This is a genomic window from Occultella aeris (assembly GCF_902703175.1).
GTDB lineage: Bacteria > Actinomycetota > Actinomycetes > Actinomycetales > Beutenbergiaceae > Occultella > Occultella aeris.
In genome coordinates, this window is the sequence record NZ_CACRYJ010000004.1 from 38,654 (window position 1) to 51,627 (window position 12,974).

The 12,974-nt window shown below is 72.1% G+C and carries 14 protein-coding genes; 13 read left to right on the forward strand and 1 reads right to left on the reverse strand.

The genetic code is table 11. From position 1 onward, the window contains the following. Positions 1–64 precede the first annotated feature (64 nt). From HALOF300_RS00385 to HALOF300_RS00435, 11 genes are all read left to right on the forward strand, one after another. Positions 65–1,048 (forward strand): ROK family protein, encoded by a 984-nt coding sequence (locus tag HALOF300_RS00385; RefSeq protein WP_156738675.1) that lies wholly within the window; start codon positions 65–67, stop codon positions 1,046–1,048. A gap of 14 nt (positions 1,049–1,062) precedes the next feature. Beyond that, complete coding sequence (locus HALOF300_RS00390) at positions 1,063–1,749, forward strand: N-acetylmannosamine-6-phosphate 2-epimerase (RefSeq protein WP_156738841.1); 687 nt, start codon at positions 1,063–1,065, stop codon at positions 1,747–1,749. A 9-nt stretch (positions 1,750–1,758) separates the two neighbouring features. Beyond that, positions 1,759–2,775 (forward strand): PHP domain-containing protein, encoded by a 1,017-nt coding sequence (locus tag HALOF300_RS00395; protein WP_156738676.1) that lies wholly within the window; start codon positions 1,759–1,761, stop codon positions 2,773–2,775. A gap of 40 nt (positions 2,776–2,815) precedes the next feature. Then, positions 2,816–3,082 (forward strand): HPr family phosphocarrier protein, encoded by a 267-nt coding sequence (locus HALOF300_RS00400; protein ID WP_156738677.1) that lies wholly within the window; start codon positions 2,816–2,818, stop codon positions 3,080–3,082. A 6-nt stretch (positions 3,083–3,088) separates the two neighbouring features. Then, positions 3,089–3,658, forward strand: coding sequence for a TetR/AcrR family transcriptional regulator (locus tag HALOF300_RS00405; protein ID WP_156738678.1), 570 nt, complete (start codon positions 3,089–3,091; stop codon positions 3,656–3,658). Positions 3,659–3,786: 128 nt separating this feature from the next. Next, entirely contained in the window at positions 3,787–4,581 is a 795-nt protein-coding gene (locus HALOF300_RS00410) for a ferritin family protein (protein WP_156738679.1), read from the forward strand. Then, on the forward strand, positions 4,578–5,498 hold the full coding sequence (locus HALOF300_RS00415) for a hypothetical protein (RefSeq protein ID WP_156738680.1): 921 nt from the start codon (positions 4,578–4,580) through the stop codon (positions 5,496–5,498). Before HALOF300_RS00410 ends, HALOF300_RS00415 begins: the two co-directional genes overlap by 4 nt. Positions 5,499–5,521: 23 nt before the next feature. Further along, positions 5,522–7,789 carry an HAD-IB family hydrolase gene (locus tag HALOF300_RS00420; protein ID WP_231954934.1) on the forward strand — a complete coding sequence of 756 codons (2,268 nt, stop codon included), beginning with the start codon at positions 5,522–5,524 and terminating at the stop codon, positions 7,787–7,789. Continuing rightward, complete coding sequence (locus HALOF300_RS00425) at positions 7,786–8,586, forward strand: SDR family NAD(P)-dependent oxidoreductase (RefSeq protein WP_231954935.1); 801 nt, start codon at positions 7,786–7,788, stop codon at positions 8,584–8,586. The genes HALOF300_RS00420 and HALOF300_RS00425 overlap by 4 nt, the downstream gene beginning before the upstream one ends. Continuing rightward, positions 8,583–9,335 carry a lysophospholipid acyltransferase family protein gene (locus HALOF300_RS00430; protein ID WP_156738682.1) on the forward strand — a complete coding sequence of 251 codons (753 nt, stop codon included), beginning with the start codon at positions 8,583–8,585 and terminating at the stop codon, positions 9,333–9,335. Before HALOF300_RS00425 ends, HALOF300_RS00430 begins: the two co-directional genes overlap by 4 nt. Next, on the forward strand, positions 9,332–11,014 hold the full coding sequence (locus HALOF300_RS00435) for an FAD-binding oxidoreductase (protein ID WP_156738683.1): 1,683 nt from the start codon (positions 9,332–9,334) through the stop codon (positions 11,012–11,014). The genes HALOF300_RS00430 and HALOF300_RS00435 overlap by 4 nt, the downstream gene beginning before the upstream one ends. Before the next feature lie 33 nt (positions 11,015–11,047). Here the strand turns inward: HALOF300_RS00435 and HALOF300_RS00440 are convergent, their stop codons facing one another. Further along, a complete protein-coding gene (locus HALOF300_RS00440) occupies positions 11,048–11,263 on the reverse strand; it encodes a hypothetical protein (RefSeq protein WP_154792016.1) in 216 nt (71 codons plus the stop codon). A gap of 89 nt (positions 11,264–11,352) precedes the next feature. Here HALOF300_RS00440 and HALOF300_RS00445 point away from each other — a divergent pair, with 89 nt between their 5' ends. Both HALOF300_RS00445 and HALOF300_RS00450 read left to right on the forward strand, forming a co-directional pair. Beyond that, positions 11,353–12,192 carry a 2,3-bisphosphoglycerate-dependent phosphoglycerate mutase gene (locus tag HALOF300_RS00445; RefSeq protein WP_156738684.1) on the forward strand — a complete coding sequence of 280 codons (840 nt, stop codon included), beginning with the start codon at positions 11,353–11,355 and terminating at the stop codon, positions 12,190–12,192. 20 nt (positions 12,193–12,212) lie between these two features. Continuing rightward, positions 12,213–12,971, forward strand: a complete 759-nt coding sequence (locus HALOF300_RS00450; RefSeq protein WP_231954936.1) for a class I SAM-dependent methyltransferase — start codon at positions 12,213–12,215, stop codon at positions 12,969–12,971. The last annotated feature ends 3 nt before the right edge of the window (positions 12,972–12,974 follow it).

Consider the following 12,974-nt stretch of genomic DNA (forward strand, 5'->3'; position numbering starts at 1 on the left):
TCGGCACGTCCGGCCGTGGTGGAATTGGGCCGGATCTTCCGACCCTGAACGGAGCAGAACCGGGATGGACACTGTCATCGGCGTCGACCTCGGCGGCACCAAGACGGCCGCCGCACTCGTCGCCGCCGACGGCAACCTGCGCGGGTTGCGTGAGGTGCCCACGCCCGCGACGGCAGGCCCGGACGCGGTGCTCGACGCCGTGGCCGGCGTGGTGCGGCAGGTCGCCGCCGACCTGGGTACGCAAGCCGGCGACGGCGGATCGCCCGTCGGCCTCGGCGTCGCCAGTGCCGGGGTGGTCGAGGCGCAGAGCGGCCGGATCATCTCCGCGACCGACGCGATCACGGCGTGGGCCGGGACGGACGTCGCCGGTGGCCTGCGGGCCCGACTCACCGACGTGTTCGCCCCGGACGCGGTAGTCGGGGTGCTCAACGACGTGGACGCCCATGCCGTGGGAGAGGCGTGGATCGGGGCCGGCGCAGGGCGTGAGGTCGTCCTCATGGTGGCCGCGGGCACCGGGATCGGCGCCGGTCTGGTCGCCGGTGGCCTGCCGTGGCGCGGAGCCCACCACAGCGCCGGCGAGCTCGGCCACCTGCCGTCGCCGGACGCCGTCGGACTCACCTGCACCTGCGGGCGGGACGGCCATCTGGAGGCCATTGCCGCCGGGCCGGCGATCCACCGCCGGTACCTCGCCCTCGGGGGCGATCCCGCCAGCGCGGACACGCGCGACGTGGCCCGCCGCGCAGCCGCCGGGGAGGAGCTGGCCGTCCGGGCGCTGACGGACACCGGCCGCGCGCTCGGCCGGGGCATCGCCGGGATCGTGACGATGCTGGACCCGGACGTCGTGGTCGTCGGCGGTGGCGCCGCCGGTGCCGGCGAACTCTGGTGGCGGCCCATGGAGGACGAACTGCGCCGCGAACTCATCCCGCCGTTGGCCGGCATCGAGCTGCGGCCGGCCCGGCTCGGTCCCGGTGCGGCGATCGCCGGCGCGGCCCGGTGGCTGCGCCTGGGCCGTCCCTGGATCGGTGCGGCCGTGGACGCGGACGCGTGACGAGCGGATCCGGGATGGACCTCGCCGGCCTGCTCGAGACCCTGCGCGACACCCTCATCGTGTCCTGCCAGGCCTATCCCGGGGAGCCGATGCGGGACCCGGACGTCATGTCCAGGGTCGCCCGGGCCGCCGTGATCGGTGGCGCGGCCGCGGTGCGGGTGCAAGGACTCGCGGACATCCGCGCGACCGTCGCTGCCGTCGACGTGCCGGTGGTCGGCCTGTGGAAGGACGGGCCGGACGGCGTGTTCATCACCCCGACCCTCGAGCACGCGCGTGCCGTGGCGGACGCCGGCGCGCAGATCGTCGCCGTGGACGGCACCCGCCGCCCCCGACCGGACGGCCTCACGCTCGCGCAGACCGTTGCCGGCCTCCGCGACACCCACGACGTGCTCGTCATGGCTGACTGCGGCTCCCTCGAGGACGCCGTGGCCGCGCAGGAGGCGGGCGCGGACCTGCTCGGCACCACCTTGGCCGGGTACACCGGCGAACGTCCGCGGACGGACGGCCCGGACCTCGACCTGATCGCCCTGATCGCGGTCACATGCGAGGTGCCGGTGATCGCCGAGGGCCGCATCCACACTCCCGCCGCTGCCGCGCAGGCGCGCCGGGCCGGGGCGTTCGCCGTCTGCGTCGGCACCGCGATCACGCACCCGAGCACCATCACCGGCTGGTTCGTCGACGCCATCGCCGCCGACGGGTAGCGTCGAGTCGTGGATCCGATCGACGCGCTGGAGCGGGTGGCGTTCCTGCTCGAGCGCGACCTCGCCGACACCCACCGGATCCAGGCGTTCCGCCGGGCCGCACGCCGGCTGCGCGGGCTCGGGCCGGACGAACTCGCGTCGCGGCTCGCCGCCGGCACGCTCACGGAACTCCCCGACGTCGGACCGCGCACCGCGGGCGTTGCCATGGCGGTCGCACGCGGGGAACTGCCGGACTACCTGGCGGACCTGGAGTCAGCCGCCGGTCCGCTCGTCGACGGGGCCGCCGAGGTGCGCGGCTGGCTGCGCGGCGACCTGCACACCCACTCGGACGCCTCCGACGGCGGCAGCCCGGTCGGCGAGATGGCCGCGACCGCGATCGACCTAGGGCATGAGTACGTCGCGCTGACCGACCACTCGCCGCGCCTGACCGTGGCGCGCGGGTTGTCCCCGGAGCGGCTGCGCGCCCAGATCGCACAGGTCGCCGCGCTGAACGCCGAGCTCGCGCCGTTCCGGATCCTCACCGGCGTGGAGGCGGACATTCTCGAGAACGGCATGCTCGACGGCGAGCCCGACCTCCTCGACGAGGTCGACATCGTGGTCGCGAGCGTGCACTCGGCGCTACGGATGCCGGCCGAGCAGATGACGCTGCGGATGGTCACCGCGATCGCGAACCCGCGCGTGGACGTGCTCGGACACTGCACCGGTCGCCGGGTCATGGGCGGACGTGGCACCCGGCCGGAGTCCGAGTTCGACGCGGAGATCGTGTTCGAGGCGTGCCGCCGGTTCGGCGTCGCCGTGGAGATCAACTCACGCCCCGAGCGACGGGACCCGCCCACCCGGTTGCTCCGCCTCGCCGTCGAGATGGACTGCGTGTTCGCGATCGACTCCGACGCGCACGCCCCCGGCCAGCTCGACCTGCTCGACCACGGGTGCGCACGCGCCGCTGCCGCCGGCCTCACACCGGACCGGATCGTGAACTCCTGGGCCGCCCCGACGCTGCTCGAATGGACCCGCGTGAACGGGTAGATTGGGGACCTGAAGACCGACCACCACGAAGGATCCGACGATGGCTGAGCGCACGGCGACGATTGGCTCGCCGGTGGGGTTGCACGCCCGCCCGGCGGCGATCTTCACCCGCGCCGCCGAGGACTCCGGCATCCAGGTGCGGATCTCCAAGAACGGATCGGTGCCCCAGGACGCGGCGAGCATCCTCGGCGTGATGACGATCGGCGCGAAGTACGGGGACACCGTCACCCTGCACGCCGAGGGCGCGCGGGCCGCGCGGGTCCTCGAGGAACTGGCCGAACTCCTCTCCCGCGACCTCGACGCCTGACCGCGGATGTCGCGCCGCGAGGATGTCGACCGCCGTATCTACGCGGCGGCGATGAACCTGCTCCGCACCCATGGCCCGCTGGCCGTGACGGTCGAGGCGGTCGCCGCCGAGTCCGGGGTCGCCCGGACCACGATCTACCGGCGCCACAAGGACCGGGACGCGGTCCTCGCGGCGGCGCTCGGCGACCACATGGCGAGCCGGGTCGTCGAACCGGGCGATGACGTCTGGCGGGACATGCGCGCCGCGGTCGAGTCCCTGATCGCCACCCTGGAGGGCGGCCCCGGGTCCGGCGTGTTCCTCGGACTGGTGCAGAGCGGGGACCGGGACCAGGTGGAACTCATCCGGGACAAGCTGCTGCGGCCGCGGATCGCGCTCGCGGTGGAGCGGCTGCGGGACGGCGTCGCGACCGGGCAGGTGCGCCCCGACGCGGACATCGAGGTCGCCGTCGACCTGCTCCTCGGCGCCGTGGCGGCCCGGTTCGCCCACTCGGGAACATTTCCGCCGGGCTGGGCCGGCTCGGTCGTGTCGACCCTGCGGGTCGCACTGCAGGCGGACTGCGACCCATCCGAAGGATGATGTGGCACGAACTCCGGGTAAGGCCGTAGGCTCGGACCGTTAGGCGCTACACGGTGTGTAGCGCTCACCCGCTCCGGGCCGACGGCGCCTGGCCGCCAGCGCAGCACCGGGAGTGAAGGGCACACCTCATGGCATTCGATATCGAACGGTTCACCCAGGACTCGGTGCGGGTCAACTGGGAGGACCTCGACCTCGACAACTTCCGCGAGAACCCGCTGCCGCCGGAATCGGTGCGGACGCTGCGGTACATGTGCGACGTCGAGTACCACACGGTGTGCTACCTGCGGGACATGCTGGTCACCCGCTCCCACGGGGAGGGCGAGGTGAACGCCTTCATGACGATGTGGAACCGTGAGGAGTTCTGGCACGGGGAGGCGCTCGCGCACGTTCTCTCGCTGCATGGCGTGACGGTCAACTACGATCAGCTCAAGGACCGCCGCAAGAAGCTGGGCTGGCGGGACCGGCTCGCCCCGGTGAAGCAATCCCTGCTCAGCAACATCGTCGGCAAGGACTTCGTGGCCGTGCACATGCTCTGGGGCGCCGCCAACGAATGGTCCGCCGCAGCCGCGTACAAGCGCCTCGGCGTGCTCGAGGGGCACCCGTCCCTGGCCGAGCTGCTCCGGCGGATCGCCGCTCAGGAGTCCAAGCACGTGGCCTTCTACGCCACCCAGGCGAAGGCCCGGCTCGCCGGCAACCCCAAGGCGCAGAAGCTGGCCCGGTTCGCCCTGAAGAACGCCTGGGCGCCGGTGGGCTCGGGAATCATGACCGACGACGAGGTGACCCATGTGATGGGTCATCTGTTCGGCGGCACGGAGGGTCGCAAGGAGATCAACGCGATCGACCGCCACATCGGCCGACTGCCCGGCATGGAGGGCCTGACCATCTTCGCGGACGCCCTCGACGCGCGCGGCGTCGCGGCGTGAGCGGCGAGACCCGTAGGACCGTAGGCCCGGGACGCCAGGCGGGTCCGGACGACCAGGCTCGACCGGGGGCCCGCGAGGAACCGGGCGCGACCGACGACGGCGCGCAGCTGCCGTTCATGTCCGACTCGGACGGCTTCGACGTGCGCGCCTACACACGTGATCCACGGTCGCTGCGCCGGGGCGACCTCGACCTTGGTGCCATGCAGGGACTGCCCACGAACACCCTGCTCACCCTGCGGCACCTGCAGCAGGTCGAACGCGGCACCCTGCGCCTGATGCGGGACCTGCTGGTCACACCGACGCACGCCGAGTCACGGGTCACGGCGTTCCTGACCACCTGGGCGTACGAGGAGTACTGGATCGCCGACGCCCTCGAGGCGGTGCTGGAGGACAACAACCACACCGAGGTCGCGCACAGCACCAGGCTCGGGCGGATGCGCCGAGGCTGGGACGACCGGATCATCCCCACCGTGGACGCGATCCGGACGAACCTGCTCGGCAGCGACATCGTCGCCGGACACATGGCCGTCGGCCTCCTGGACAGCCTCGTGGCCCGCGCGAGCTACGCCCGCGTCGGGGTGCTGGAGCCCCGCCTGGCGAGCCTGATCGACCCGATCGTGACGATCAAGGACCGGCACGTGGAGTTCTACACCGACGAGGCGGCGGACCGGCTCGCCGCCTCCGTGGGCGCCCGCCGCCTCGGGCAACAGGCGGTGCGGTCCTGGCGCTGGCCCGGATCACGCTACGGCGACCCCGGCTACGTCCAGCCGGTGCTGCGCTACCTCTTCGCGGATCCGTCCGTTCGCGTGGACATCGATGCCGCCGACGCCCGGGTCGCCGCCCTGCCCGGGATGGCCGATCAGCACCCGATCCGGCGGGCCCTCGGACGGTTCGCGTCCCGAGGAGCACGGCAGTGACGACGCCGCGTACAGTATCCGGGGTGTCCGACCCTTTGAACAACGCCCACGTCCTCATCACGGGCGCCACCGGCTTCGTCGGCCAGGCCGTCCTGGAGAAGTTGCTCTCGACCTACCCCACCACCCGGATCAGCCTGCTGGTCCGGCCGCGCGGCGCGCTGACCGCGCAGATGCGCGTGGACAAGCTGCTGAAGAAGCCCGTGTTCTCCGCGTGGCGCGAGCGGGTAGGGGACGACGGCGTAGCCGCCGCCGCGGGTCGCGTCACCGTTCTGGCCGGTGACCTCGGGGACGTACCGCCGCTCTCGGACGGCATCGACGTCGTCATCCACTCCGCATCGAGCGTCTCCTTCGACATGCCGATCGACGACGCCTTCCGCGACAACGTGGGCGGCCCGGTCTCCCTCTACACCGCGCTGCTGGAGTCCGGCTCGGACCCGCACGTGGTGCACGTCTCCACCTGCTACGTCGCCGGGCTGCGCAAGGGCGTCGCCGAGGAGCGATCCCTGGACCACGCCGTCGACCGCACGGAGGAGACGACCCGCGCGCTGGCGGCACGGGCCGAGGCCGAGGCCGCCTCCAGGCGCCCCGAGGTGCTCGGCAAGCTGCTCGAGCGGGCCCGGTCCGTGCACCGCCGCGCGGGCGCCCAGGCCGTGTCCCAGGCCGCCGAGGAGGCCCGCGCCGCCTGGGTGACCGAACGGCTGCAGGACGCCGGACGGACCCGCGCCCAGTCCCTCGGCTGGCCCGACGTGTACACCTTCACCAAGGCGCTCGGGGAGCGCGTCGCGGAGGAGCTGTGGGGGCGCGAGCACCGGCTGTCCGTGGTGCGGCCCACGATCATCGAGAGCTCGCTGAGCCACCCCTACCCGGGTTGGATCGACGGTTTCAAGGTGGCCGACCCGCTCATCGCGGCGTACGGGCGCGGCATGCTGCCCGAGTTCCCCGCGCTCGCGGACACGATCCTCGATGTGATCCCGGTCGACCACGTCGTCAATGCGATCCTGGCCGCGGCCGCCGCGCCGTCGCCGGTGGGTGAGCCGCGGTACTACCAGGTGGCCTCCGGCATCCGGAACCCGCTGCGGTTCGGGCGGATGGTCGCGATGATCCGCGAGTACTTCAGCGCCCACCCGCTGCTGGACGACGAGGGCACCACGGTGCAGGTGCCGAACTGGACGTTCCCGAACGGACCCGCCGTCGAGCGAAGCCTGCGCCGCCGCGAGCTCGCCGTCGACCTCGCTGACCGCGCCGTCGGCCGGCTGCCCGCGAACGACCGCACCCGCGGCTGGATCTCCGCGGTCTTCAAGGCGAAGCGTGACCTCGGGACCCTGCGGAAGTTCACGGACCTGTACAAGCCGTACACGCAGACCGAGGTGGTCTTCGACGACGCGAACACCCGCGCGCTGCACGAGTCCCTGCCCGCACAGCGGTGGGACTCCCACGGCTTCGACGTCACGGCGATCGACTGGGACTACTACATGATGGAGGTGCACGTCCCCAAGGTCCCCGGCCTGATGCGGGCCCGCGGCCGGCGCGGCGCCTCCGGGACCTCCACCAAGCGCGCCCTGCCGCAGCGCACCGACGTGCTCGCCGTATTCGACCTGCACGGCACGGTCGCCGCGGCCAGCCTGATCGAGCACTACGTGTGGGTGGAGCTCGCCGCCAAGGGGTCCGGCCGGGCGTTGCGTGAACTCGGTGGCATGGTGGCCAACTCCGGCACCTACCTGCAGGCCGAGTGGCGCGACCGTGGCGACTTCATCCGCAGTTTCATGCGCCGGTACGAGGGGGTCAACGAGGACGCGTTGCGGGATGTCATCGCGCGCAAGGTGACCCCGTCCCTGCGCGCCCGGGTCCTCGCGGAGGCCACCGAACGGATCGCGGAGCACCGCGCCGCCGGCCACCGCACCGTCCTGGTCACCGGGCAGATCGACGTCTTCGTGGAACCGCTGGCGGACATGTTCGACGTGATCGTGGCCGGTCGGATGGAGAAGGACGCGGACGGACGCTGGACCGGCCACCTGGCCACGTCCCCGCTCGTGGACGAGGCCCGCGCCACGTGGCTGACCCGGTACGCCCGGGACTCCGGCGTCGACCTCGCCGGCTCCTACGCCTACGGCGACACCTACTCGGACCGGCCCTGGCTCGAGGTGGTCGGCCACCCGAACGTCGTCAACCCCGACTCCTCGCTGTACCGGTACGCCAAGGAGAAGCGCTGGCCGGTGCACAGCTGGACCACCACCGCCGAGGGGCGGTTCTCCCCGGTCCTTCGCAGCCTCAACGGATCGGGGCGTCGGTGACGTCCGCGGCCGCCGAGCGGTCGCCGCTGACCGGGATCGCCATGGTCACCGGCGGCACGTCCGGTATCGGCCTCGCGTTCGCCCGCGCTCTCGCGGGCAGGGGACTGGACCTGGTCCTCGTCGCCCGTGATGCGGCTCGGCTCGAGTCCACCGCGGCCGACCTGCGGCACGAGTTCGGCGTCGCGGTCGAGACCCTGACGGCGGACCTCGCCGAGCCCGACGGCGTCGCGGTGGCGGTGGCCCGGCTGACGCGCCCCCAGACTCCGGTGACCGTGCTGGTCAACAACGCCGGGCACGGCGTGCACACGCCGCTGATCAGCGAGGACCCCAGCCCGCACCTGCAGGCGATCGACCTCATGGTCAGCGGGGTGCTCGTCCTCGGCGGAGCCGCCGGACGTGCGATGTCCGAGCGTGGTAGCGGCCTCATCATCAACGTGGCCTCCGTGGCCGGCCTGATCCCGATGGGCTCCTACTCGGCGATCAAGGCCTGGGTGAACGCCTACTCCGAGGGCCTCGGCATCGAGCTCTCCGGCACCGGTGTCCGGGTGATGACCCTGCTGCCCGGATGGGTTCGCACCGAGTTCCATGAGCGCGCCGCGATCCGCACGAACTCGATCCCCTCGGTACTGTGGCTTGATGCGGATCGACTGGTCTCCGACTGCCTCGCCGATGTGGACCGGGGGCGGACCAGGTCGGTGCCGTCGCGGCGGTTCAAGGCTCTCGCCTGGGGAGCCCGGCACGCGCCGCGGCCGTTGGTGAACAGGGCCACCGCCCTGATCAAGAAGGGACGCAGATGAGCGCACAGCGTAGGACCGCCCGGTATCACCGCGCGTGGCACCGCTGGCTGCGCTACGTCGCGCAGCGGCTGATCCTGCGGCCCGTGATCTTCGCCAACACCCGGGTGACCGTCGAGGGGGAGCGGCACCTCGCCGGCATCGACGGACCGTTCATCCTGGTCGCCAACCACTCCAGCCACCTGGACGCACCGCTGTGCATCACCGCGCTGCCGTACCGGGTCACGAAGAACCTCGCCACGGCGACTGCGGCGGACTATTTCTACAAGCAGAAGTGGCGCAGCACTCTGACGTCCTTCTTCTTCAACTCCTACCCGGTCGAACGGGGCGGCAACCGCGGCAAGGGCGCCGGGATGTCCGTGTCCCTGCTGCGCCAGGGCGTGCCGCTGATGATATTTCCGGAAGGCACCCGGTCCCGGACCGGTGAGATGGCCGCGTTCAAGCCCGGCGCCGCCGCGCTCGCCCGGTCCCTTCGGGTGCCACTGATCCCGGTGGCGCTGGTCGGCGCGTACGACGCGATGCCGGTGGGCGCCGCGTGGCCAAAGCCGGGCCGGATGCCCGTCAAGGTGATCGTCGGAAAGCCCGTCCGGGCCCGCGCCGGCGAGAGCCTGCCGGACCTGAACGCACGCCTGACGGCGCGGGTGCGCGCCATGCACACCATGCAGACCTCGTACGTCCTCGTCACCGATGACGACCGAGCCACCAGAGCGCCGGAGGCCGACCTCGGCCAGGCACAGGAGGATGTTTCATGACCGACGTCGAACACCAGAAATGGTGGGGTTGGGGCGTGGAGGGCATCGCCTTCCACCACGAGGACAAGCCGGCGTTCGCGGGCTTCGTCCTGGACAAGGTCGGAATCGACCTGACCCAGCCCGGCGGCGAACCGCCGACATTCGACGAGATCGAGGTGCCGGCCAGCCGGCTGGGCGATGACCTCGGCGCCCAATTGCGGGCCGCCGTCGGCGACCACCAGGTCAGCACCGACGACATGCTGCGCGTCGTGCACACCTACGGCAAGGGCATGCGCGACCTGGTCCGGGTACGGGCCGGTGATCTGCCCCGGGTCCCGGACGCGGTGGTCTATCCCGCGAACGAGGACGAGGTGCGCGCCGTCGTCGACGCGGTAGTGGCCGCGGACGCCGTCCTGATCCCGTTCGGAGGCGGTTCGAACATCTCGGGCAGCCTGACCCCGCAGCCGCACGAGGAGCGCACGGTCATCTCCCTAGACCTCGGCCGGATGAACCGGGTGCTCGAGATCGACGAGAGCTCCGGGCTCGCCCGGATCCAGGCCGGCGGCCTCGGGCCGGACATCGAGGAGCAGCTCACCACGCGGGGCTGGACGATGGGCCACCAGCCCGACTCGTTCAAGCACTCCACCCTCGGCGGCTGGATCGCGACCCGCTCCTCGGGGATGCAGTCGGACAAGTACGGCGACATCGCGGACATCACCCGTGGTTTTCGGGTAGTGCTGCCGGGCAAGGTCGTGGAACTACGGCCGCTGCCGTCGACCTCCACCGGGCCGAGCGTGCGCGAGATGATCATCGGCAGCGAGGGACGCCTCGGCGTGGTCACCGAGGCCTGGGTCAACGTTCACCGGGTCCCCGAGAATCGCGATGTCATCGCCTACCTGTTCCCGAACTGGGCGGCCGGGCTCGCGGCCATGGCGGAGATCTCCACCTCCGATGCCTCACCCACGATCACCAGGGTCTCCGACGCCAACGAGACCTCGTTCTCGCTTGCCACCCGCAAGGCCTCGAAGGGCATCTCCGGCAAGGTCGGCGAGGGCCTCTTCGAGGTGCTGCGCCGGCGGGGCTGGGACCTCGAGAAGGTCTGCTTGTCCTACATCGGGTATGAGGGCGGCACCGCGAAGATCCGTGCCGAGAAGTCCATCGTCGGCAAGATCATCGGCAAGCACGGCGGCATCCGGCTCGGCCGCGGCCCCGGGGCGCTGTACGACCAGAAGAAGTTCGACACCCCCTACATCCGTGACTTCCTCCTCGACCGGGGCGCGATCGGCGACGTCTCCGAGACCGCCGCACCGTGGTCGAAGTTGGGTCAGGTCTACACCACCACGGTGCGGGCGGCGCGAGCGAAGTTCGCCGAACTGGGTGTCACAGGGTTCATCATGTGCCACCTGTCGCACTCGTATCACTCGGGTGCGTGCCTGTACTTCACGTTCGCGTTCCCGCCGAACGCCGACGATGACTTCCTCGGTCAGTACGACGCGGTGAAGACCGTGATCCAGCAGTCGTTCATCGACTCCGGCGCCACGCTGTCGCACCACCACGGAGTGGGCACGGATCATGCACCGTGGCTGGAGCAGGACATCTCCGAGGCGGGGACGGACCTGATGGTGGGCCTGCTGCGGGCGGCAGACCCGGGACGCAACCTGAACCCGGGCACGCTGATCCCCGACCACCGGGAGTGGTGAGTACGCCGGCGCGCGCCGGGTGAGGGCCGCGGCTCAGAGCGGGTGCAGCCGGCCCGAACCCACGGCCACCCGGACCACCCGGTCGCCGAAGTCCACCAAGGTGGCGATCTCACCTTCCACGCCGACCACCCGGCCGAGCCCGTGACGGTCGTGGGTGACCCGCTGTCCCACCTCGAAAAGCACCGGCGGCGGGGGCGGTAGGCGGAGGTTGTTGAACGGGCTGGACGCGAGCGAACGGGGGGTGGCCATCCCTCAAGCATCCTCTCTTCTGGCCGAATGTCACGTTCGGCTTCGAACGCGCCCGACCCGACCGGTCCGCAGATCCTAGGCTGGGGGCGATGAGCCACGTCCCGAGCCCAGGTGAGCAGCCAGATCCGCACGGGCGGACGGCGACGGTCGAGGCCGAGCGGGCCACGTGGTCGCCGGCGAATGTGGTGCTCGTGCGCCACGGCGAGTCCGTCGCGAACGCCCGGCACCTGTTCACCGGCGTGATCGACGTCGGACTCACCCCGGCCGGCGAGGCCGAGTGCGTGCTCGCCGGTCAACGCTTGGCCGGCGCGGGCTGGGTGCCGGACGTGATCTGCACCTCCGAGCTCGTGCGCGGCTGGCGCACGGCGGAGCTGATGCGCACGGCGTGGCCGGAGCTCGTCCCCGTGGAGCGGGACTGGCGGCTCAACGAACGCAACTACGGCGCTCTGTCCGGGTACCTGAAGTCCGAGATCGCCGAGCGGTTCGGCCGGGACCGGTTCCTGTACTGGCGGCGCTCCCTGGAGGGCCGCCCGCCACCGCTCGCGCCGGAGGTGCTCGCACTCTGGCGGGTGCTGCCCCCGTTCGACGTCCTCCCACCGGAGGCGCTGACGGCGACCGAGTCCCTCGCTGACGTCGTGTCGCGGGTCCGGCCCTGGGTCGCGGACGTGCTCGGCGCGCATGTCGCCGCCGGCCGGCGGGTCCTGTTGGTCGCGCACGGCAACTCCCTGCGGGCCGTCTGCGGCGTCCTGGACCGGCTCGACGGCGACGAGCTCGCGGCGCTCAACCTCCCGAACGCGCGACCCCTCGCCTACCGGCTGAGCGCGCAGAACGCGACCGCCCCGGTGCCCGCGGTCCGCGGCGGCGAGTACCTGGACCCGGGCGCCGCCCGGGCGGAAGCAGCGGCGATCGCGGCCGAGGGTGGCACCTAGACCGGTGCTACCGTGCGGCGGTGGACCCCTCAGCGGCACGAGTGCCCCACCCCGGGCACTTCGATGCCGACCCGTCCGGCTACGAGGCGGGCCGCCCGCCGTATCCGGACGCGCTCTGGGCGCGGCTGCGCGCCCTCGGCGTGCTGCGACCCGGGCTGCATGCGCTCGACCTCGGCGCCGGCACCGGCCAGGCGACCGGGCCGCTCCTGACGGCCGGGCTGAGCGTGACCGCGGTCGAGCCGGGCGAACGGTTGGCGCGGCGCCTGGCCGAGCGGTTCCCAGCCGCCCGCGTCCTGGTGGCCCGTGCAGAGGACGTCGAGTTGTCCCGGGCCGGGTACGACGTCGCCGTGGCCGCCACGTCGATCCACTGGATGGACCTCGACGTGGTGCTGGCCCGCGTGCGCGAGGCGCTGACCTCCGACGGCCGGTTCCTCGTCTGGCGCACCGAGTTCGGGGACCCGACGGCGTCGCTCACGCCGTTCCGGGAACGCGTCGGTGAGATCGTGGCGCGTCGTGCGCCCGTGGTCGATGTGCGTCGTCGTGGTGGGACGGCGGAGCTCGCCCGGGCGCTGACGGCGGGTGGCCTGTTCGCGGTCGAGGAGATCGACGTCACCCGCTGGAGCGTGGACCTCGACGAGGCCGGCGTGCGGGCGTTGTTCGCGACGTTCAGCGACTGGAGCGAGGCCGAGGTCGCCGCTGCCGGTGCCGCTGCCCGGGATCTCGGCGGCACCGTCCGGGAGCACTACGTCACGCCGCTGATCGCGCTCCGCGCGATCTGACGG

Bases quoted from the DNA above. Each gene is read 5' to 3' on its own strand.
- HALOF300_RS00385 (WP_156738675.1), top strand. From the start codon at position 65: ATGGACACTGTCATCGGCGTCGACCTCGGCGGCACCAAGACGGCCGCC.
- HALOF300_RS00390 (WP_156738841.1), top strand. From the start codon at position 1,063: ATGGACCTCGCCGGCCTGCTCGAGACCCTGCGCGACACCCTCATCGTG.
- HALOF300_RS00400 (WP_156738677.1), top strand. From the start codon at position 2,816: ATGGCTGAGCGCACGGCGACGATTGGCTCGCCGGTGGGGTTGCACGCC.
- HALOF300_RS00405 (WP_156738678.1), top strand. From the start codon at position 3,089: ATGTCGCGCCGCGAGGATGTCGACCGCCGTATCTACGCGGCGGCGATG.
- HALOF300_RS00410 (WP_156738679.1), top strand. From the start codon at position 3,787: ATGGCATTCGATATCGAACGGTTCACCCAGGACTCGGTGCGGGTCAAC.
- HALOF300_RS00430 (WP_156738682.1), top strand. From the start codon at position 8,583: ATGAGCGCACAGCGTAGGACCGCCCGGTATCACCGCGCGTGGCACCGC.
- HALOF300_RS00435 (WP_156738683.1), top strand. From the start codon at position 9,332: ATGACCGACGTCGAACACCAGAAATGGTGGGGTTGGGGCGTGGAGGGC.
- HALOF300_RS00440 (WP_154792016.1), bottom strand. From the start codon at position 11,263: ATGGCCACCCCCCGTTCGCTCGCGTCCAGCCCGTTCAACAACCTCCGC.
- HALOF300_RS00445 (WP_156738684.1), top strand. From the start codon at position 11,353: ATGAGCCACGTCCCGAGCCCAGGTGAGCAGCCAGATCCGCACGGGCGG.